The 20,322-nt window shown below is 65.6% G+C and carries 25 protein-coding genes and 1 pseudogene; 18 read left to right on the plus strand and 8 right to left on the minus strand.

Annotation, left to right across the window (positions count from 1 at the left end; genetic code table 11):
• Window positions 1-107: 107 nt before the first annotated feature.
• From IT882_RS13180 to IT882_RS13235, 12 genes are all read left to right on the plus strand, one after another.
• Window positions 108-1,076: a DUF932 domain-containing protein gene (locus IT882_RS13180; protein WP_195692235.1), complete on the plus strand. Its 969-nt coding sequence runs from the start codon at window positions 108-110 to the stop codon at window positions 1,074-1,076.
• A gap of 58 nt (window positions 1,077-1,134) precedes the next feature.
• Entirely contained in the window at window positions 1,135-1,284 is a 150-nt protein-coding gene (locus IT882_RS13185) for a hypothetical protein (RefSeq protein WP_195692236.1), read from the plus strand.
• On the plus strand, window positions 1,281-1,499 hold the full coding sequence (locus IT882_RS13190) for a hypothetical protein (RefSeq protein WP_195692237.1): 219 nt from the start codon (window positions 1,281-1,283) through the stop codon (window positions 1,497-1,499). The genes IT882_RS13185 and IT882_RS13190 overlap by 4 nt, the downstream gene beginning before the upstream one ends.
• A gap of 118 nt (window positions 1,500-1,617) precedes the next feature.
• Window positions 1,618-1,824 carry a hypothetical protein gene (locus IT882_RS13195; protein ID WP_195692238.1) on the plus strand — a complete coding sequence of 69 codons (207 nt, stop codon included), beginning with the start codon at window positions 1,618-1,620 and terminating at the stop codon, window positions 1,822-1,824.
• A 357-nt stretch (window positions 1,825-2,181) separates the two neighbouring features.
• Window positions 2,182-2,445 carry a hypothetical protein gene (locus IT882_RS13200; protein ID WP_195692239.1) on the plus strand — a complete coding sequence of 88 codons (264 nt, stop codon included), beginning with the start codon at window positions 2,182-2,184 and terminating at the stop codon, window positions 2,443-2,445.
• Entirely contained in the window at window positions 2,442-2,909 is a 468-nt protein-coding gene (locus tag IT882_RS13205) for a hypothetical protein (protein WP_195692240.1), read from the plus strand. The genes IT882_RS13200 and IT882_RS13205 overlap by 4 nt, the downstream gene beginning before the upstream one ends.
• A gap of 88 nt (window positions 2,910-2,997) precedes the next feature.
• Complete coding sequence (locus IT882_RS13210) at window positions 2,998-3,219, plus strand: hypothetical protein (protein WP_195692241.1); 222 nt, start codon at window positions 2,998-3,000, stop codon at window positions 3,217-3,219.
• Between the two features lie 14 nt (window positions 3,220-3,233).
• Window positions 3,234-3,425 carry a hypothetical protein gene (locus IT882_RS13215; protein WP_195692242.1) on the plus strand — a complete coding sequence of 64 codons (192 nt, stop codon included), beginning with the start codon at window positions 3,234-3,236 and terminating at the stop codon, window positions 3,423-3,425.
• The gene (locus IT882_RS13220; protein WP_195692243.1) at window positions 3,422-4,150 is read left to right on the plus strand and encodes a DUF2786 domain-containing protein; all 729 of its coding nucleotides are present in this window, start codon (window positions 3,422-3,424) and stop codon (window positions 4,148-4,150) included. Before IT882_RS13215 ends, IT882_RS13220 begins: the two co-directional genes overlap by 4 nt.
• 89 nt (window positions 4,151-4,239) lie before the next feature.
• Window positions 4,240-4,488 carry a hypothetical protein gene (locus tag IT882_RS13225; RefSeq protein WP_195692244.1) on the plus strand — a complete coding sequence of 83 codons (249 nt, stop codon included), beginning with the start codon at window positions 4,240-4,242 and terminating at the stop codon, window positions 4,486-4,488.
• 52 nt (window positions 4,489-4,540) lie between these two features.
• Window positions 4,541-4,753, plus strand: a complete 213-nt coding sequence (locus IT882_RS13230; protein WP_195692245.1) for a hypothetical protein — start codon at window positions 4,541-4,543, stop codon at window positions 4,751-4,753.
• 77 nt (window positions 4,754-4,830) lie between these two features.
• Window positions 4,831-5,322: a YajQ family cyclic di-GMP-binding protein gene (locus IT882_RS13235; protein WP_195692246.1), complete on the plus strand. Its 492-nt coding sequence runs from the start codon at window positions 4,831-4,833 to the stop codon at window positions 5,320-5,322.
• Window positions 5,323-5,348: 26 nt separating this feature from the next.
• Here the strand turns inward: IT882_RS13235 and IT882_RS16680 are convergent, their stop codons facing one another.
• From IT882_RS16680 to IT882_RS13245, 3 genes are read right to left on the minus strand one after another with little or no spacing between them, the layout of a single operon-like run.
• Window positions 5,349-7,079, minus strand: a complete 1,731-nt coding sequence (locus IT882_RS16680; protein ID WP_229382128.1) for a type I restriction-modification enzyme R subunit C-terminal domain-containing protein — start codon at window positions 7,077-7,079, stop codon at window positions 5,349-5,351.
• Complete coding sequence (locus tag IT882_RS16685) at window positions 7,076-8,737, minus strand: DEAD/DEAH box helicase family protein (protein ID WP_229382129.1); 1,662 nt, start codon at window positions 8,735-8,737, stop codon at window positions 7,076-7,078. Before IT882_RS16685 ends, IT882_RS16680 begins: the two co-directional genes overlap by 4 nt.
• Window positions 8,738-8,797: 60 nt before the next feature.
• Window positions 8,798-10,147: an HNH endonuclease gene (locus IT882_RS13245; RefSeq protein WP_229382130.1), complete on the minus strand. Its 1,350-nt coding sequence runs from the start codon at window positions 10,145-10,147 to the stop codon at window positions 8,798-8,800.
• A 148-nt stretch (window positions 10,148-10,295) separates the two neighbouring features.
• Here IT882_RS13245 and IT882_RS13250 point away from each other — a divergent pair, with 148 nt between their 5' ends.
• Both IT882_RS13250 and IT882_RS13255 read left to right on the plus strand, forming a co-directional pair.
• Window positions 10,296-11,168, plus strand: a complete 873-nt coding sequence (locus IT882_RS13250; RefSeq protein ID WP_195692248.1) for an Ltp family lipoprotein — start codon at window positions 10,296-10,298, stop codon at window positions 11,166-11,168.
• A 103-nt stretch (window positions 11,169-11,271) separates the two neighbouring features.
• Window positions 11,272-11,706: a hypothetical protein gene (locus tag IT882_RS13255; protein ID WP_195692249.1), complete on the plus strand. Its 435-nt coding sequence runs from the start codon at window positions 11,272-11,274 to the stop codon at window positions 11,704-11,706.
• Window positions 11,707-11,779: 73 nt separating this feature from the next.
• On the opposite strand, the gene IT882_RS13260 is transcribed toward IT882_RS13255, so the two are convergent.
• From IT882_RS13260 to IT882_RS16955, 5 genes and pseudogenes are all read right to left on the minus strand, one after another.
• Window positions 11,780-12,163, minus strand: coding sequence for a PIN domain-containing protein (locus tag IT882_RS13260; protein ID WP_195692250.1), 384 nt, complete (start codon window positions 12,161-12,163; stop codon window positions 11,780-11,782).
• A complete protein-coding gene (locus IT882_RS13265; protein ID WP_195692251.1) occupies window positions 12,160-12,432 on the minus strand; it encodes a hypothetical protein in 273 nt (90 codons plus the stop codon). The genes IT882_RS13260 and IT882_RS13265 overlap by 4 nt, the downstream gene beginning before the upstream one ends.
• Before the next feature lie 94 nt (window positions 12,433-12,526).
• Window positions 12,527-13,624 carry a restriction endonuclease subunit S gene (locus tag IT882_RS13270; RefSeq protein WP_195692252.1) on the minus strand — a complete coding sequence of 366 codons (1,098 nt, stop codon included), beginning with the start codon at window positions 13,622-13,624 and terminating at the stop codon, window positions 12,527-12,529.
• A complete protein-coding gene (locus IT882_RS16945; protein WP_267490526.1) occupies window positions 13,621-13,941 on the minus strand; it encodes a hypothetical protein in 321 nt (106 codons plus the stop codon). Before IT882_RS16945 ends, IT882_RS13270 begins: the two co-directional genes overlap by 4 nt.
• Window positions 13,908-14,491: pseudogene (locus tag IT882_RS16955) on the minus strand (HsdM family class I SAM-dependent methyltransferase). The gene IT882_RS16945 and the pseudogene IT882_RS16955 overlap by 34 nt, the downstream one beginning before the upstream one ends.
• An 81-nt stretch (window positions 14,492-14,572) precedes the next feature.
• Between IT882_RS16955 and IT882_RS13280 the strand changes: the two are divergent.
• The 4 genes from IT882_RS13280 to IT882_RS13295 are packed head-to-tail and all read left to right on the plus strand — an operon-like array spanning window position 14,573 to window position 20,310.
• Window positions 14,573-15,988, plus strand: a complete 1,416-nt coding sequence (locus IT882_RS13280) for a tyrosine-type recombinase/integrase (RefSeq protein WP_195692253.1) — start codon at window positions 14,573-14,575, stop codon at window positions 15,986-15,988.
• Window positions 15,985-17,799, plus strand: coding sequence for a hypothetical protein (locus IT882_RS13285; protein ID WP_195692254.1), 1,815 nt, complete (start codon window positions 15,985-15,987; stop codon window positions 17,797-17,799). Before IT882_RS13280 ends, IT882_RS13285 begins: the two co-directional genes overlap by 4 nt.
• Complete coding sequence (locus IT882_RS13290) at window positions 17,796-19,901, plus strand: hypothetical protein (protein WP_195692255.1); 2,106 nt, start codon at window positions 17,796-17,798, stop codon at window positions 19,899-19,901. The genes IT882_RS13285 and IT882_RS13290 overlap by 4 nt, the downstream gene beginning before the upstream one ends.
• A complete protein-coding gene (locus tag IT882_RS13295; RefSeq protein ID WP_195692256.1) occupies window positions 19,894-20,310 on the plus strand; it encodes a hypothetical protein in 417 nt (138 codons plus the stop codon). The genes IT882_RS13290 and IT882_RS13295 overlap by 8 nt, the downstream gene beginning before the upstream one ends.
• The last annotated feature ends 12 nt before the right edge of the window (window positions 20,311-20,322 follow it).

A 20,322-nucleotide genomic window follows, 5' to 3' on the forward strand; every position in this document is an offset into this window, starting at 1 on the left:
AAGTGGATGCTTGCGCTAAAGAAAGGAGGCTTCTGGAGTTGCAACCTCACTCGAACACCCCTAACGTAAGTACCTATAACCGGTACTCACCACGAACGGAGCTAGAAATGTCCACCATCGAAATCGCCCCCGCCGCCACTCGCCGTCCTGCATGGGACGTGCTCGGGACTCGCCTCGAAGGCGTTCGCGGCAGCATCGACGCAATGAAGGAGTCCGACCTCGCGGGCTGGAATGTCCGCAAGGTGCCGCTCTTCTTCGAAGATGACTCCCCGGCGTGGGACGGCGCGCGGCGCGACGTCGCGGACCGCTACGCGACCGTGCGGACGAACCCCCAGACCGGCGGGACCGAGTACATCGGCGTCGTCGGCGGAACCTACACCCCGATCCAGAACGAGGCTCACGCCGAGCTGCTCGACGCAGTGCTCGACACGGCCGACGCGAAGTGGGAGGCGGCCGGAGCATCGCACGGTGGAAAGCGCACGTTCATGACGATGCGGCTCCCCGAGGACATCATGGTCGGCGGGAAAGATGCGGTCGGCCTGCACCTTGTCGCCTTCAACAGCCACGACGGATCGTCGTCGTTCAAGTTCGCCGTGACGCCCGTACGGGTGTCCTGCACGAACATGCAGTCAGCGGCGCTCCGCGGCGCGAAGTCGAAGTTCTCGATCCGTCACACGTCCGGCGCTGGCCGCGCACTCTCCGAGGCTCGCGAAGCGCTCGGGCTCACCTACAAGTACGTGGAGGCGTTCGAGCTGGAGGCGGAGCGGCTGCTCGCCACGCCGATGACTGTCGGCGCGTTCGACGCCTACGCGGCGGAGCTGTTCGGGGTCCGCGATGAGGACAAGGCGTCGAAGAAGGCGCTCGCGAACCGCGACGGGCTCATGGACCTCTATCGGTCGAGCGACACGCTCGACGGCATCCGCGGGACGAAGTGGGGGGCCTACCAGACCGTGACCGAGTTCATCGACCATGTTGCGCCGGTCCGCGGCCGCGACGTCGCGCGGGCTCGCGCCACGCGGTCGTTCGACGGCGCGGCCGAGCGGCTGAAGGCGGCAGCGTTCGCCCTCGTCGGCTGACGCGAACGACAAGCGAGCCCGGGGCGTCACCGCCCCGGGCTCACAGAGAGGAGACAGCATGGCTGACGACACCGACTTCTGCTACGAGTGCGACCGCGTCACCAAGTGGGCGGGCGAAACCTGTCAGGGGTGTGGGCGCGAGTGGGGACATCCGGTCGGTCCGGTCTTCTACGGCGGCTGCGAAGCGCTCGCAGATGTGAGCGCGTGATGGACGCGGAGATGATCCTGGCCGAGATCGCGGACCGCTTGCAGTGGGACGTCGAGGACGGCACTGCCAGCGACGAGCTACGCGACGTGTACCTCATTGCGATCCGCCGCATGTGCCCGAGGTGCGAGGGCAAGCCCGAGGACGGCCCTCGGTGCGTCGTCACGGGCGCACTGCATCCGTGGGTGCACACAGATCAAACGGACGGGAGTAGCTGATGCGGTGCGAGCGGTGTGGGGCCTACATGCGTCCCGAAGAGCGCACGTCTTGGAACGGCTACATCCTGCATGCCGAGTGCGTGCCCAAGAACCAACCGAACCGTACCCAGGAGGAGAAATGAGCGCTGATATCGGCATGGAGGTTGTAGACGGGCGGGACGCGCTCGGCATCGTGATCTTCCGCGAGTCGCCTGATGGTCAGATCGTCAGCGAGATCAAGGGCATGAAGCTCGACAAGCTGACCGGGGCGAAGCTCTTCTACCAGATGGCCAAGCAACTGAAGGCGATGCACGACGCTGAGCAGGAATCGGGCGATCCGTCATGAGGGACCGGTGCTACCGGCTCGGGTGGCCGCACGGCGAGGAGCAGGACGCCGACAACCCGTGCGTGTGCGGCGAGCCCGCGTTCCACAAGGGGCTGCACGTCTGCGACGACTGCGGCGAAAAGTGGGCCGGTGGCCGGGCACCCGAACCGGGTGATCCGTCATGAGCCGCACGCTGACCCGCATCGTCTCGATGCATGAGGGCTTCTGCGGATCGTGCGACGAGGTAGTGAGCGCCCAGCCCCGAGCGACCCAACGTGAGGCCTGGGCCGACATCGAGGCGCACGAGAGTATCGTCCACGAATCGGGTGATCCGTCATGAACCCGAGGGCTGCAAAGCGGGAAGGTAGGGTCGTCCGCGTGGGCGATGAGGATTTCCTGGACCTCGCGGCGATAGCCGAGTTGCTCGGCGTGCAGGTGAACTCTGCGCAGGTCTATCACAAGCGGGCGGTTCGGGCTCGACGCGAGGGGACGGCAAAGCCGTGGGACATGCCGGAGCCGGACAACGTGTTCGGACGCTCGCCCGTGTGGCGCGAGGCGAAAATCCGGCAGTGGATCGAGTCGCGCCCCGGGCGGTCGACCGAGGCGGCGACGGAAGCGCGGCGGCAGGGGCGGGCCGAGTGATCGTTGACAAGGCGATCTGCGGTCGCGTCGCACTGTCGCTCGAATCGCTCGCCGCGGCGGCGGCGAGTGGCGACGTGACTGAGTATGCGGCGAGCGCGCTCACGGCCGCACTCGTGCAGAAGGCAGAAGACGAGTGCGAGGTGCACCCGGACGACGTGTTCGTGTGGCAGAGCGAGCTTGAGGGCCTCGGCGGGGTCGTGGTGAACGCCGTATGGTCGCCGGACCCGGGCCTCGGAGTCGAGTTCTGGGGCGGGCCGCAGGACGGCCTGGTTGCCGCTCTCCCGCGTCGAGACGGGCCGGGCGGCGCGTTTCCCCCGCTCCGGTGGAAGATGTTGCCGGAGGGCGCGATCGACGGACCTCCCGGGACGGCGGAGGGCGCGATCGGCGGACCTCCCGGGACGGCGGAGTACGCGCGCGCGGGGATCGATCCGGCGCGTCGCCGGTTCGTCTATCGACTCGCGTAGGCAGCGCGAAACACACGAGTTGCGACCCGTAGCCGACCCACGTAACGTAAGTACCTGTAAGCGGTACGTACGAATAGGAGCTAGGAATATGGAGAACCTCTCGATCCCCGAGGCGCTGTACGCGCTCGCCGCGGAGTCTTCGGATGCGACGAACATCGTCGCTCGCGTGCGCCGGGCCGAGGCTCGCGTCCGCGAATGGCTGTCCTTCCCGATGGTCGACAGCGAGTGGCATCGGTCCCGGCCTGTCGATCAGGTCGACTCGATCATCATTGCCGTCAGCGAGAACGGCAACATCGACATCTTCGCCTGACCTGGAGGGTAGACATGGCACACAAGTTCTCGTTCACCGTCGAGGTGGAGGTCGAGCGCGAGAGCGGCAAGTTCGCATCGCGCGACGAAATGGCGGAGCAGATTCAGGAGTGGCTGGAAGGAGCCGACGAGGGCAGCGTGTCCGGCATCGGCGCTGACGGCGACAGCGAGTACGCGGTGACGTCGTGGGAGGTGTCGGAAGCGTGAACGACAGGAAGCTGGAAACGATCGCGCGTCTGCTCGCGAAGGCTGAGAGCACATCGACCGAGGAGGCGAAGGCACTCACGGAGCACGCGCAGCGCCTCATGGTGAAGTACGGCATCGAGCAGGCCCACGTCGATGAGAGGATGCGCGCTCGCGGTGAGGCTGGAGAGCGGATCATCGAGTCGAGCGTCACGTTCAGGGGCACGTACGCTCGCGCGCTGTTCGAGATGGGCGCGGCGGTCGTGTGGGCACACGGCTCACTCCGACCGCTCCAGGCGCTCAACGAGGGCCGCGCGACGCTGTTCATCGTTGGATACGAGTCCGACGTGCGGAGCGTCGAGACGCTGGTCCGGTCGCTGGAGATTCAGGCGATGGTCGCGCTTGCGGTCTGGTGGAAGAGCGACGGCCGCAGCATCTACAACAGGGCAACCGACTGGGAGAAGAGGCAGGCCCGGCGCTCGATGATCGAAGGGTTCGGCGTCGGGGCCGCCGCGGTGATCCGTGAGGCGCGCGAGGAGGCCGTCAGCGCTGCGGGGTCGGGGACGGAGCTGGTGCTCTCCTCGCGCCGCTCGCGCGTGGATGCCGCGGTCGATGCTCAGGACGTGCCGCAGGCGCGCGAGCGCGGAAGGAAGCGTGATGACCGGGCGCTCGTGGACGGCTACCGGCGCGGCCGCGAGGCCCAGCTCGGCGGCCGGTCGCTGACGCAGGGGCGGGGGCTCACGGGCTGACGAACTCGGGCGTCGGCGCGAGTTGCGACCCGTGGCTGACCCACGTAACGTAAGTACCTGTAAGCGGTACACACGTTAGGGAGCTAGACATGAACATCTTCGACACCTTCAAAGAGGACTCGCGCTGGATTGGCTTCGGCTACATCGCGGGCCGCGACAACCTCTCGCCGGAGAACCGTGCCGCCGCCGACGGAATGGTGCTCGCGCTCGGCCTGCCGGAGGTTGTGCTCTTCGAGTGGGCGAACAGCCGCGAAGGCCGCTGGTACGCCGACGCATGGGAAGACGGCGACAGCCGCGGATTCGCTGCCGACTACCTCCCGAACCCCGCCAACTACTGATGCCCACCGCGGCGGGTCCGTCCAGACCCGCCGCCCCCTGAAGGAGCTAGAGATGAAGAACGCATTCGAGACCAACGCAGACCGTCTGCTCGACATCGTGAACACGCACCCCGCTGGCTTGACCGGCTCGTACGACCCCCGGAATGACACAATCCGGATCGCGTACGCGGGATTCATATTCTCGCCCGAAACAGCGCTGCTCCGCGCATCAACGGCGACGGCCGACGACCTCACCGAGACGATCGAGCGCTTCACGTCGCTCTAGCTCACGACGGCAAACCGCCCCGGCGAACAGTCGGGGCGGTTTGCCGTGTCGGCCCCCGATGGGGGACGATGTCAAACATGGGCGATCTTTCATCTATGGACATCGTGAGCAAGGTCGACCACCAGGAGGCCGACAACGCCCTCAATCAGGCGCGAAAAGAGGTCGAGCAGCGCTACGACTTCAAGGGGACTGACGCCTCGATTGCGTGGAGCGGTGAGCAGATCCTCATCAAGGCCAACTCCGAGGAGCGCGCCAAGGCCGTTCTTGACGTCTTCCAGACGAAGCTGATCAAGCGAGGCATCTCACTGAAGAGCCTCGAGACGGGCGAGCCCACGGCCAGCGGCAAGGAGTACCGCATCGTCTCGAGCCTGAAGGACGGGATCTCGCAAGAGAACGCGAAGAAGATCGGCAAGATCATCCGCGACGAGGCACCGAAGTCGGTGAAGTCGCAGATCCAGGGCGACGAGCTTCGGGTGCAGTCCAAGAGCCGCGACGACCTGCAGGAAGTCATCCGGATCCTCAAGGCCGCAGACCTCGACGTCGACCTCCAGTTCGTCAACTACCGGTAGCCCGCCCAACGCCTCGGGGCGTCAGCTCAGGCGGTCGCCGAGTCGCGGGGTTCGGCTGATTCGTCGATCTGACGCAGACGCTCGATCAGGTCGGTGACTTGCGTGTCCGTGAACAGCGCATCCGGACCCTCCGGAGCGATTCCTGTGAACGGGTCTTCGTAGAGACGGCGCGGGTCGAGATATCCGGCGATCGTCAGTTGCTCGACGATGAGGTCGACGAACACGTGCTGGCGATGCGTGAACCCGGATGCGGAGACGAAGTCGCCGAGCGCAGCTTCGGCAGCAGAGCGGTCGAGGCCGACGATCGAGCGGATGAGGCGGCCCAGTCCACGGGCCTCGTCGGCTTGCGAGCGCAGCTGTTCGGAATCCACTCCCCCGGCGCTGACAAGGATCGCCTCGAGTTCGGCGAGATCGACGGACGTGAGTTCGCGTCCCGTACGCAGCTTTCGCAGCGCGAGGTTGTCGCGATGCTCGTCGAGGAAGCCCAGGATCTTCTCGCGGAATGCGCGGCGGTTCAGGCCCGGCATGACGCGCGCGATGTCGACGTCACGCCGTTGAACGATCGTGTCGATGAAGTCCGTGTAGATCGGGCGTTGGCCTTCGGCATCGATCAAGCGCACGAGGGTCCGAAGGTGAGTCCGCACGATCTCGAGTTGCGACAGGGTGGCAGCCGTCCACCACTCCGGTTCACTGATTGCCGCGATGAGGCTCGCCTGTGCATCCACCGCCGGAATCCCGCGCCGGTCGCCGAGACTGCGCGCGAGGTCTATCGCGCGGCTCGCAATCGTCGTCGGTACGGGGTGCCCGGCAGCGACGGCCACTTGCGCGTCGAGCAGCAGCAGATCGAACCGTCTTGCTGCTTCGTCGGTGTCGGTCTCGGATGCCGTCGGCAGCCCCGCGAGCTCGGATGCGGCGTCCACGTCACTGACAGAGAAGTGATCCCAGGCCGTGACCGACGCGAAGCGGTCCACCGTGCGGAGGCGCCTGCGCACCAGGAAGTTCTCGCGGTTCATGCCGCCCACGGCGGTGTGTAGGCGCGAAGCGAGCGTCGCGCGAAGGGACTCCGCATCCGTGTCATCTCTCCCCGCGAGCAAGGCGAGCAGTTGCAAGCGCACGAGGAACGAGCGCTCGGAGACGGATGCCGTTCGGCGACCGGCGACCTCGGGGATGTCGGCGTTGAAGTACTCGATGTTGCCGCACACGTCGAAGATGATGAAGTCGGTCTTCGGCTGCCCAGGGCCGTACAGGTCGGGGCGGAGGCGAGTGCCGCGTCCGACCATCTGCCAATACTTGGTTTGCGAGTGGACGGGCTTGAAGAAGACGAGGTTGACCACGTCGGGGATGTCGATTCCGGTGTCGAGCATGTCGACCGAGATCGCGATGTCGGGCTTCGTCCCCGGCGTCGAGAACCTGTCGAGGAGGTCCTGGACGTATGGGCCGGAGGCGTGCGTGATGATCGCTGCCGTCTGGCCACGATGCTCGGGGAAGTTGGCGTCGAAGCGTTCTTGAATGAACTCGGCGTGCTTCTGGTTCTTCGCGAAGACGATCGTCTTGCCGAGCACATCGCCACCCTGAACGTAGCGCCCTTCGTCGAAGAGGATCTCGAGGACTTTGTCGACGGTGTCTTCGTTGAACAACCAGCGGTTCATCACGGCAGCGTCCACCTCATCGGGGATATCGCCGTCTTGCCATTCGAGTGCGTCCCACTGCTCACGTTCCTCGGCACTGAGGTCGGCGTACCGGATCCCGCGAGTCATGAATCCGAGATCGATGACGCGAGCTTTCGGGGGACGAGGAAGCCACCCGCGATCGCGTCGTCGAGCTCGTAGGCGTCGGTGGGTACGCCGTCGTCGAGTTCAAAGAGCCGATAGGTGTTGTGGTCGATGTCGGCTCGGGGTGTCGCGGTGAGACCGACGACAAGTGCGTCGAAGTACTCGAAGATCTCGCCATACCGGTTGTAGATCGACCGGTGTGCCTCGTCGACCACGATGAGATCGAAGTAGCCGGGGCCGAAGCGGCGCAGATCGTCGTCTCCCGCATCGATGAGGTTCATCACCGTCGCATACGTAGAGACGAAGACGCGGCCCTCGCTGTCGCGGTCGGTGAGCAGGTTCACCGGGGCACTGTCGGGGAGGTGCGCCTTGAACGCACCGACGGCCTGGTTCACAAGGGCAGTGCGGTCGGCGAGAAAGAGCACGCGTTTGACCCAGTTCGCGCGCTGGAGCACGTCGACGAGAGCGATCACCGTTCGCGTCTTGCCCGTACCGGTGGCCATGACGAGCAGCGCCCGGCGGCGCTTGTTCTCAAAGGTGTCGCTCACAGCACGAATGGCGCGCAGTTGGTACGACCGCTCAACGATCCCTCGGTCAACCGCGATGGTGTCAAGTGGTTTGAGCGTCGTCCGCCGCTGGACGGCCAGCGTCAGTTCGTCTTTCGTGAGGAATCCTGCGGCCTTGCGCGGAGGATAGCGCCGGTCGTCCCAGTACCAGGTGTCGTACCCGTTCGTGTAGAAGATGAGGGGGCGCTGGCCGGTGTCGCGTTCGAGCGCATCTGCGTACAGGCGGGCTTGCTCACGCCCCTCCTTCGCGCTCTTCGAGGTGCGTTTCGCTTCGACGACCGCAAGCGGCTTGCCGTCATCGCCCCACAGCACGTAGTCGACTTTGCCTGCGCCCGAGGGGCTCGGGATACCTGTGACCGGCCATTCCCGGTCGCGGGCTTCATCCAGGGGCCATCCTGCTTCGTGGAGCAGCAGATCGATGAGCTGCTCGCGGGTCTGGGCCTCGGTCGCGTCGGTCGGGTCGGCGATGTTGTGGGCAATGTTGCGTTCGGAGTTCTCGGCCTTGAGCCTCGCGATTTCTGCGCGCAACTCCTCAATGTGGGCCTGCGCCGTCGCGCCGAGGGCCGCAGCTGCGCTCAGTTGCGCACGAGCGTCATCGAACTCGGCTTGGATCTTGAGGAGTTCGCTGCGTGCTTGTCGCACGACGGCCTCCGGTGCCGGCGGAACGCGGTCGAAGGTGAACGGCTCGGGTTGCGGTGCTGCCGGGTCGCCGTAGCAGTGCTGGAGCCAGAGGCACACCCGGTGAAGCTGTTCGAGTGATCCACGCGCCCGCGCGAGGGGCATTTCGTCATCCTTGTGGACGGCGTCATTGCCGACGAGACGGATGATCCTGAGGCTGCCGCAGATCGATTCGCCGACGGTGTCCCGGAACGACCTCTGCGCGGTCAGGTTGGCGAAGGTGTCGTCGTAGGGGCGATCGAGGTTCTCTGCGGAGTAGACCCAGGCAGTGAAGAGCTCGGCAGCGCGTCGAGCGTAGGTGGCGGAGGCTCTCGGGTCGGCCCGCAGATAGGCTTCGGCGCGCGCGGCAGCGTTGCCGACCTGCGGCCAGGCCTGCGCGACGAAGTCGAAGTTCCCCACCGAACGGCTCCTCTGTCAGGAGTCGCCGACCGACCCCTTGAGCCGATGCTACTGGGACCGTCAGGCGGCGGTGGGGTAGAAGGTGGGGAGGTGTCGTTCCGGTTTCACGACATACCGGCGCCCGTGCGGGGATACCCATTCGAGCGACCCGTCGTCGAGGTGGGTGATCTGCCACCCGCCGTGATGTCTCACGGCGTGGTGGCCTTGGCATAACGGTGCCGTGTTGGTCACGGATGTCTCCCCGCCGTCAGCCCACGCAACGTTATGGTCGATCTGACACTGCGACGCCGGTTTCCCGCATCCTGGGCTCATGCACCGGTCAGCCCGCCACTTCACCAGTTTCGCCAGCTCCGGGGGTGGCCGATACCGTGTGCGCCCGACGCTGATGACGGCCCCGGTTTCGGGGTGGGTGAGCACCCGCATCCACCCCGACGCGTTACCGGCGAGTTCCCGGGCCCGTTCGATGGGGATCGGACCGACGCCTTCGACTTCCGCAGGATCAGTAACCCCCTCCGTACCGAGGAGGGCCAGGGCGGGGACGGTCACCACCACGGTCGCGCGGATGCCCCGCGCCTGCTCCGGGTGTTGGGGAACGGTTCCGTCGATGAGGAGGTCGCAGAACACGTCAGCGCGGATCTCATCCAACGACCGTTCCGACCCATCCCCCGACTGCCCGCCGCGGGTGGTGCCGCGGTCGTGGTCACGGATCACCACCGCTTTCTGGGTGACCCGCCCGTAGATCGCGTGGGCTTCCACCGACGGGACCAACGCGTGCACCCACGACATCGAATCCCCCGCAGGTTCCACCATGATCCGACGGGTCCGCACCGCGGCTTCGTGGCGTTCCGTCAGGCTCGGGGCGGTTTCCCGGTCAATCAACCGCCGCAGCGCCCGCCGGAATGACCCCACCGGCAACGATTCCGCGAGCTCCAACGCCCGCCCCACCAGGCCCGCCGCGACATCGGGTTGGAGCACGTCGAGGTCATCGACGAGGATCTCCGCGTGACGAACCGTCACCCCCGCACGCGAGAGCGACTCCAACACGGCCGGGTAGGAGTGGACGAGGGATTCGGCGCGGGCGAGCATCATCCCCGCAGCGTTCTCCGTGACCCGCAACGCTGCAGCGAGCTCCAACCGCAGGGACCGCATCACCAGCTCCCGAGACCCGCCCCCATACCGGGTGACATCATCCAGCGCTTCCAGACGCAGGTCATCGACCCGCGCAAACCGCTGCGCAGCGAACACCGCCTCAAGGTCAGCAGCCTCCAGCACCAGGGCAACAGCATCCGGACGCGGCGGAACCCACCCGACCTCGGCATCCCACTCACGCACATCGCTCTCATGCAGGAACGCGTCAGCATCCTGAGCCTCGGGCCACTGCCCCGACTCGCCCATGCCAACCTCATCCATACCCCCGACACTACGAGGGGGTTCCGACATTGATCCGGCCGGTGTCGCCGCGCGCAATGTCGGAGGGGTGGTATGTCCTGTTCCACTGGCCACCGGCCGGTGGCGCGCGCCGGGGGTGCGCGCCTAATCCGACCCGAAGGGTGTTCTCATGGATGAGAACAGCAACACCACATCATCGTCCACTCCGGCAGGCTGGTACCCGCATCCGGGCGCCGAGGCCGCGCCCGGCGCCGAAATGTACTGGGATGGTTCCACCTGGCGCACCGACCTGGTGCGCCAGCCCGGCGCAACAGATGCCGCCGCCCCTGTGGATGCCGCCGTCCCCGCCCCCTCGAAGCGGCCGTGGTACACACGCAAGGCGGTCATCATCCCGGCCGCAGTCGTCGTCGGTCTGATCGTCATCGGTGGGATCGGCAGCGCGCTGGGAGGCGGGCGATCAACCTCGGATGCTGCACCCGCCGCATCGGTGCGCACGACCGAGCAGGCGGCCGCCACCACCGAGGCCGAACAGGTGCTGATCATCGTGCCGAACGTCGTCGGCATGGATGGCGCGACAGCCCGCACTGTTCTCGAGACCCTCGGCATCCGTGTCGCGACCGACGGCGACGAATCGATGCCGGTGATCGCGCAGGATGTCGCCGAGGGCACCGAGATCGAGGAAGGTGCGACGGTCGTCCTGACCCTGGAGGAGAAGCCGCAGCTGACGCTCGGTCAGCAGAACGCGATCAGGTCTGCGCAGTCGTACCTGGACTTCACAGCTTTCTCACGCGCGGGCCTGTTCGAGCAGCTCACGAGCGAGTACGGCGAGGGATTCGAGGCCGCGGATGCCGAGTTTGCCATCGCCCATCTCGAGCAGAACGGTCTGGTGGACTGGAACGCCGAGGCCGCCGAGTCCGCGCAGTCATACCTGGACTTCACGTCGTTCTCGCGACAGGGCCTGTACGAGCAGCTCACGAGCGAATACGGCGAACAGTTCACGCCCGAGCAGGCCGAGTACGCCCTGACGGCCGTCGGCTACTGAGGGCTAGGGAGAACGCATGTCGAACATCAACGAACAACCCTTGGCCCCGCCCGAGACACCGCCGCCAACCGCGGCAAGACCCGCACCTGCAGGCAGCAGGTGGGTGGTACCGATCGTGGTCGGTGTCGTCTCGCTGCTGGTCGGTGCCGCCGCCGGCTCCGCTGTGACGGCGGTTGTCATCGGTGCTGCGCAGCGCGCCGATGACGCTGCGATGGCCGAAGCCGCCGAGCAAGCGAAGAGCGAGTTCTTCTCGGATGCTGCCAACCAGTGCAACCTGGACGGCGTTGTCGAGATCGCCGATCAGGGTAGGACGATGATCGTCGACGGCGAAGGCGAGGACCTCGGCAGCGGCGACGTCTCGTTCAGCGACCTGGACTGCATCATCGACGCTGTCGGAGCGCCGGCATCGGTGAAGGAGCTCATGTATTCCACGCGATCGCTCGATGGACGTCAATCGGGAGAGTGGGACGACATCTCGGCCAGCTGGAGCTATCACCCCGACGACGGGCTCGACATCATCTTCGAGATCGTCGAGTAATGTCCGGGTGTGGATGTCGCGCGCCGGCATCCACACCCGTCCCACTGGATGCAGCTCGGCGGTCGAGCCACCGTCAGATGAGGTCGACCTCGAGGCCCTGGAATCTGGTGAAACCGCGGTCTGCGGTGACGAGCGTCTGGCCCGCAGCGATCGCGTGCGCTGCAATGATGGCATCTTTGGACTGCACGGCTTGCTCGCTCGAGGCGCGCAGCTGAGCATATGCGTCGGACTCCGCGGACCCGAAGGGTCGCCAGAACCCGTGTAGATCGTCCAGCGCCGCGATCAACTGCGCTCGCGCCGCCGCGCGCTGGCGCATGTTCGGCGACAACTCGAATCGGCGTTGACCGCGAAGAAGCTCGGCCCGCACGAGGTACGGCGCTACGTACCGTTCGATGCCCTCAATGACGGCCGCGGGTATCGGACCGATGAGCACACTCGTGTCGAGAAGCCCCGTCACTGCGCATCCTCAAGAATGTCAGCGTCACGCTCAGCCGCGAGCGCACGACGCTCATCATCGGCATCCGCCTGGTCAATGAGGGCATTGAGCACGCGCAACCGCGCCTTGACCTCGGCGAGGGTCGCGTCAGGATCGGCAGCGATAGGCACGACACGCAGCCGCGGCTTGTTATGCACCATCACCACAGCACCCGTCGTCGCGTACGCGATCGGGTTCGCCTTGAACACACTGATGGGAACCTGCGGCTCGTTCAGCTCTGAGTCAGACATTTCAGCTCTATTTCTCTCGAACAGAGCTATTCTGCAAGACTGGGGCATCAGAATCAAGGGTCAGGCGACGACCCTCACAGCCCCGCGGAGCAGGTCACAGCTCGCCGCGGAACGCTCGGTGCTGGAGGGATGCGAAGAGTTCGTCAGTCCAGCGGCGACGCGTGCCGAGCCGCTCGCGCTCCGCCTCCACGCGCTGCCGGAGATCAAGAAGGCTCGTGAGGGTCGCCGAGTCGGGTTCGGGGAGTCGGATCGATAGAGCCTCGCGCGCGTTGATATTCGCCATACCGACAATGCTCTTTGCCATCTTCCTCAGCGTCAGTTTTCCGTGACGCGAGTTGAGGTAACCGGCGACATACTCGCCGAGTTCAAGGGACTTGGGTCGCAAGCGAACGAGATAGCCGGCGAATGCGCGAGGTTCGGCTTCGCGATATACCGCCGTCTTTCCGACGAGATCTGCACTGTTCGTGCGATTGAAGAGAAGATCGCCGCGGTGAACGAGGTAGCGGGCGTGATCGGACTCATCGATATCGATGAACTTCATGTTCGTAAGGTCTATGCGGCCATCGTTGGTGACGTTCCCCATGCGCAGGATCGGAAACTGACCAGACTCGCCCGCCTTCGCAGATGTTCCGTACTGGGAGGATTCGACGAGATCCCCGACCGTCACGGACCGCCGACCAGGTGCTCCGGCGACAGAGTCGAAGAACGAATCGAGAAGTTCACGCAGCTTGCTCTCCTGGGCTCCCGCCAGCACTCGGACAGCATCGGCCTCGTCGAGGATTGCGGCGATGCGGCGCTGCTCGGGGAGAGGCGGGAGGGGGACGCGGTAATACTTGAGGAACTTGAAGTGACGCGAGTAGCCAGCGCTTGGCACCCGAACCGAACACATCCAATGAAACGCGAAACGCGGATCCAGGCTCGGAGCAGGCTCCAGGACCTTGACCCCGTCAGCCCCGACAACGAAGTCCTGCTCGGCGTACTTCACTCGCCTCGTGTGGTCGCCGAACAGAATCAGAGGACGCGTAACTCTTGTTGCGAACGATTCGTCGCTCCAATATCCAGCTACATCCTCTTCGCCTTGGTCACGAACAGGAAAGAGACCTGTGGCGGCGAACTCGCTCTGCTTAATGCGGGGACTGGCCGACGTGACATCAGCGAACGCTTCGTCGAAGGGCACGGTCTCCCACGTCACGCGAGCATCTCCCGGAGGCGCTTGAGGCCGTCCTGAATCTCGACCTCAAGCGCATCGAGTTCGTCGAGGATCTCCACCGGTGACCGGTGCTCGACCTCCTCGATCTCGATCTCCTTATAGCGGTTGAGGCTCAGGTCGTAGCCGTTGTCGACGATCTCTTGCTTCGGTACGAAGAAGCTCTGGTCGGTGCGCACTCGCGCGGCCTCGGCATCCAGGTTCTGCCACCGGGCCAGCACGTCGGGAAGGTCGTTCGCCTCGATGGGGGTGCGCTTGTCGTCGAGGGTCATGCCGTCGGCGCGCACGTCGTAGAACCACACCCGGTCGGTGCCGCCCGACGAGGTCTTCGTGAACAGCAGGATGGCGGTCGAGACCCCGTGTAGGGCTTGAAGGTGCCCGACGGGAGCTTGATGACGGCATCCAGTTTGTGGTCATCGATCAGCAGCTTGCGCACCGCCTTGTGCGCGTTGCTCGACCCGAACAGCACCCCTCGGGCACGATGACCGCGGCGCGCCCACCGTTGCGCAGCATCCGGATCATGAGCACGAGGAAGAGCAGTTCGGTCTTGCGGGTCTTGACGAGCTTCTGCAGATCCTTCGAGACGGTCTCTTGATCGAGCGACCCGGCAAACGGCGGGTTGGCGAGCACGAGCGTGTAGCGGTCATCGCCCGGATGCCCCTCAGAGAGCGCGTCGGCACGCTCGATCGTCGGGTTCTCGACGCCGTGCAGCAGCATGTTCATGCTCGCGATGCGGGCCATGGCGGCATCGGAGTCGTAGCCGGTGAACATCGGCCCGTTGAAGTGGGCGCGACTGCCGGCATCCGCCCACAGCTCGGGGTGATGCTTGCGCAGGTACTCCTCGGCAGCCACGAGGAACCCCGCGGTTCCGACGGCAGTTATGTGTACGTTCGGTCAGTGTCTCAACGACCCACCCGACTGCACCCCCGGAGCATGATGTATCTGCGTTTCGTCGACCACCAACTCGCCCCCTCAACCGACTTCGACGCGCGCGCCAGCGACATCTACTCGCGCACCCGTTCGCTCCCCGAGGGGATGCCGATCCTTCTTGACGATCGGTGGCGGCCGGTTGAGCCGTGGTTGACGTACTTCCGGATCGTCGCAGCGTCGACAGACCCGGCGACGCTGCGCGCGTACGCATACGACGCCAGGCGGTTTGCGTCGTTCCTCGCCACGCGACAGACCGACGTGATCCATGCGTCGAGCGACGACATCGTCGCGTTCCGCGAATGGCGGCTGAGCGGCTCCGAGCGCCCGGTGTCGCCGGCGACGTGGCGACGCGACGTGGTCGTGATACGCGGGATCTATCAGCTGCTCACTCAGACCGGGCAGATCCAGCGCGAACCGTGGATCACCATCGGAAGGTCGTCGCCGCTCCGGATGCGTTGGAGGAGCGAGCCCGACATTCGGCCGCTGACGCAGGCGCAGTGGCGCACGTTCCTCGACGTCGGTCTCGGCGGACGAACCGCCGCGGGCGATCTGGACGAGAGTTGGCGGGGCACAACGAGCCTGCGTTCAAAGGCGGGCGCGCAGCTGGCCGTGACGACGGGGATGCGCCTCGGTGAGTTCTCCACACTGCTCGACGCTGAAGTCCCGCCGCCGACGGGCACCGGCATCTCCGTCTTGCTCGAGGCGTGCGCGAAGTACCAGAAGCGTCGACGCGTCCACGTCCCCCTCACGACGCTTCGGGCGGTCGATCTCTACCGGCAGACGGAGCGCCGAGCGGTCGTCCGCGCGTCAGCTGCCTCCCTCTGGCGACGCCGCTCCGAGCTGTTCGTCGTCGACGAGATCGACGTGTCGGCAGGCATCCTGCGAGGCCGGGTGAATGGGCGGCGATCGAGATGGCGGCTGCACCAGCTGCCTCCGCACCTGCGACGAATTGCCGTCATCGAGCGGGACCACGGGATGGAGGCGCTGGGGCTGTTCGTCGGTCGAGGCGGTTTGCCGATCAGCCGCAGGCAATGGCACGCGACGTTCGAGGCTGCAAGCGGGCGTGCTCTGAGGCTCGCTCAGGACGAGATGGGCGGTCGCCGTGCACGGATCACTCCGCACGATCTGCGCCACACTTTCGCTGTCGTGCTCCTGAAATCGCTGACCGATGTGGCGCTGGCCCGCGAGGCGGAGCGACGGGCAGGCAACGTGGGACCAGCCACGATCTCCGAGCACATCGCCATCAACCCGCGACTTACAGTGCAGCGGCTGCTGGGGCACTCGAACCCGGCGACGACCATGGTCTACCTGCGCTACATCGAGGACACCGATGCGCTCATCCAGGACGTATTCGAGAGCTGGAGCGACGAGGGCATGACATACGCGGACGCAGTCCTCGCTGATCGGAACGTCGCGTGACGAACATCGACCTCACCCCGCGGCAGATGCTGTTCGTTCTTCCGACCGCGAACGTCGATGGAACACTCGCCCCGCTCGACTTCGCACACCCCGTCCTTGCGGCTGAGCTCGCGGACGCGCTGATCGACATGCGTCGAGCCATGGGTCACACCGACGGCACCGCGTATCAGTACCGCCGGGCGCTGATGAGCCTTCTGCGCGGTCTACCTGACGCTTGCCCGCGAACTGTGAGTCTCGCAACGCCGGGACTCGCCCTCATCGACGCGTTGCACGCGTGGGAATCCGCGTTGGCCGGCAACTACCCGCCAGAGAGCGCGATCCCGTACAAGTACGGCAGACAGATCCGCGCTCTCGTCCGCGTCCACGCAGCGAACGGTCGTGACGTCAGCGACGCCACGCTCCGTTGGGCGCAGGCGCACGTGCTGCACCAGGGCGGCGACTCCACGCCGCTCGATGAGTTCTCGAACGCGGAGCGACTCGCGATTCGCAACGCCTGCCGCGCCCGAATCCGCGAATTGGAGGCTCGTCTGGCAGTCGGACGTCGGCTGCTCGCCAGCGCAGACGATCCCCGAAGCACAGGGTGGGAACGAAGCGCCGATGTCCTGTGGGGCATTCGCCATCTCGGACGACGTCCCGGAGCATCGATCGAGGCTGATGTCCTCCGCGCGTGCGCATCGGGTGTGCTCGACGACCTCCACGACGACTTCGCGCTCGAACAGTCACCGGTCCGCGCCAATGCCGGCCGGATCACGCGACGACTACTGACCCACCTCTATCCGTCCAGCGAGGACCTCGTTGCGTTTCGCACACTCCTGCAGTTGGAGAGTGGTGCGGCGCCGGAAGAGTGGTCGGACGTTCGACTCACAGACATCGAGCACACGACAGACTCGGTCCGCGTACGGCTCCACAAGGCGCGAGCCCACCGAACTCGAACCGTGCGATGCGCGATCACCGGGTCTCGCGATGGCACCGGGTGGAGAGCAGGGGATCTCATACTTCGCCTGATCGCTGTCACCGAGGCAGCTCGGGAGGAGGCAAAGGAGGTGGGCGGCTCCGACGCGGACGCCTTGTTCATCACCGTGCAGCGCACCGCGTCCAGGCATCTCGTCGCGCGCCAGGAGTCATTCTCGCGCCGCCCCTTCACGTCGCTTCTGATGGCGATCTCGCCCGAGATATCAAAGCCATACGATTCCCGCCGGCTACGCAAGACAGTGAAGAGTGTTCGTGCAGCAGTGCTCCGCAGCGCTGACGCCGCGGCGGGAGACGACCACAGCATCGCTGTCTACCAACGCCATTACGCGCAGTCGACAACCGTGCATGTTCTGGCCGGCAACGCAGTCAACGCGGCGCAGAGTCAGGTGTTCGATCGAGTACGAGGGCCGGTCTTCGTTCGTGCTGCGGCCAGCACCGTCGACGACGCAGCAGGCGACCTGGGTGCTGCCGCAGCCGCCGAGTTGGCCTCGAGCGCCACTGACCAGGGAATCAACGTGACTCAGTGCACGTCACCGTACGAATCGCCCTTCACGCCGGCGGGGCGGCTCTGCGAGCATCGGCCATCGATGTGCTTCGCGTGCCCGAACGCGATCGTGTTCGCAGATCACCTGCCGCGAGTCCTCGCGTACCGAGAGATTCTCCGCGGTCACGAGAACGAGATGCCCCCGGCCCAGTTCGCGGCGGTACACGGTCAGCAGTTGGTCAACGTCGAACGCATCCTCCACGAGTTCTCCCCGACGGAGATCGAGAACGCGCGGACGGCGTGCGAGACCGCCTCTGTCCATGTGCCGCTCACCCAGAGAGGAGTCCACCTGTGAGCGTCGATCGCGAGTACTCTGCCGAGCCGGTGTCGCTGTTCGCGAGCGACTACTGGGCGAGCGACACGGCGGTCATCTCAGATCGACACCTCGAACATGACTTCCCCATCCCCTTCTTCGGAGATGAGGATCGCTGGGACCTCAGCGCCCTGGGGTGGAACCCTGCTGCGGGCCGCCATTCCGCGGTGCTGTTGTTCGACTCGTTCATCGGTGAGTGGAACCTTCGTGCTCGCGAACTCGCAATGGCACTTCTCAACCCTGTGCATCCCGTGCTGCGCGGGCAGATGATCTATCTGCGAGCAACGCCCGCCCATGTGAAGACGATCCGTTCCAAGCTCGAGGGCCTGAAGCGGTTCGCCGCGTGGTACGCCGACAACCTCCCTGACACTCCACTCCGTGATCTCCATCAGTCGCACCTCGACGGCTTCCTCACTGAGGTCAAGACGATGGGGATCCCCTCCAGAACGCGACAAGCAGTCGATGCTGTTCGCGAACTGCACACCTACGCGGCAGTCCTCTCTGGCGGAGGCATCCCATTCCGTCCATGGGGAGATCTCCACACGATCGCGCTCAGCGGGCAGAAGTCCAGCGCCGAGCTGAGCACGCCGGTGATTCCACCGCAGGTGTGGTGGCCGCTCCTGCGGGCGTGTTGGCAGTACATCAACGTGTTCTCGCACGACATCTTTGCGGCCGCCGCGGAATGGTCGGCGCTCGACCGCCCCAAAGCCGAGCGCGTGAAGGTACGACACCCCGAGGACACGCTCGCGCGATGGATCGTAACGCCCGGAAATCGGGTGCCCCTGCATCGGATGACGTACGGCAGATTCCGCGAGGGCGAGATCCACTGGACACTTCTTTCCTTGCTCGTCTCCGATGGGCACAGCAAGCAGATGTTCTCCGAGTTGGACCGTCCTGACGTCCTCCGCCGACGTCAGGACATCGTCGACGCGATCGGCTCCGGCACGCTCGCGACCGCGCGCGGTGGGCTCGCCACAAAAGCGACGGCGATCGAACGCGCCGATGGATCCGTCGGTCCGTGGATCGACGGATTCGACCCGGCGACGATCCGAGTCCAACTGAAGCTCCTCCGCAACGCGTGCTACGTCTTCTGCGCGGCTCTCACGATGATGCGCGACTCGGAACTGCTGAGCATCAAGAAGGGAGCGCTCACCACTTCGTACGGGGCGCCCGCCGTCACCTCCCAGCTCCGGAAGGGTCGGCGTGGGACCCAGCGACGCAACTGGTGGATCATCGAACCCGTTGCGCAAGCAATCGCCGTCGCGGAACGACTTGCTCTCGGCGACGACGTCTTCAGCTCTGTTCGACGTGAACATCGAGCGCACGACGGAGCAGGTCGGTTCGATCGTCACAGCGAGCTGAAGCAGTTCATCTCTCAGCTCAATGGTCAATCCGCGGATGCCGGTCTCGAACCGATCCCCGCGTTCCAGCTTGCACCGCACATGTTCCGGCGGACGATGGCCGTGATCACCGCGCAACAGCCAGACGGCGAGATCGCCCTCGGCATCCAGCTCAAGCACGCAGCGCGACGCGCCGTCGCGAACGGCACGACCTCCGGGTACGCGAGCGAGACGCCGGAGTGGGCCGCGGAGTTCGAGCATGAGCTTCAGGAAGCTGTCGCGTCACGGTTGGTCGGCGCCTGGTCTTCTCACCAAGACCACGAGATGAGGCTCGCAGGCGCAGGCGCACAGCGCTTCCGAGACGAGCTCGAGAAGGTCGAGGCCGTCGCAAGCAACGAGGTCAAAGTCGGCGACGAGCGCACACTGCGCGCACTCCTGCGCGATCGCTTCAGCACGCTCCGATGGGGAACCGTCAACCACTGCCTCGGCATCCCTGAGCAGGCGGCGTGCTTGAAGGGGCTGCCCGCCGAAGCGGCCGCAGGAGGCGTCATGCCTAATCGCTGCCAACCCACCGCCTGCGGCAATTCCGTCGTCACCGAGGAGCACGCGCCGATCTGGATCGCGGAGGAACGCGACCTCGTCGCGAAGCTGCGCGACCGAAAGATGGCACCACACAATCGCGAACAACTCGAGACAGAACTTGAAGACGTTCGCCGTATCACGAGGAAGTTCACGGATGCCTGAGATCTCTGCCGCGACCGAACGCCGACTGCGCGACGCGATGGAGCGCCTGCTCACCGGCGCGGCGATCCGCACCGACGGACGCCTCATCAAGGAGAACCTCTATCGCGAAGCTGGCGTCAGCCGCGCCACCATGAACCGTGCGACTGCGGTCATGGATGAGTGGGCACGTCGCGTCGACGGGTCCCAGCCGCGAGATCGTGAGATCGAGTCGTTGCGAAGCTCGCTGGCCGATCGTGCAGCCCAGATCAAACAGCTCCGCGAGCGAGTGAGCAGCCTCGAAGCACAGCTGACGATCGCCGCGACCGCCATCGCCGAGCTGCACGTCGAGAACCAGTTGCTGCGTGGCGATGACCCGAGCCACAACGTCACTCCGATGAAGCGCCCGAACGCGGACTCACGCCGGGGATGACGGGCGCTGCTG

The organism is Microbacterium schleiferi (assembly GCF_015565955.1).
In the GTDB taxonomy this organism is placed as follows: Bacteria; Actinomycetota; Actinomycetes; order Actinomycetales; family Microbacteriaceae; genus Microbacterium; species Microbacterium schleiferi_A.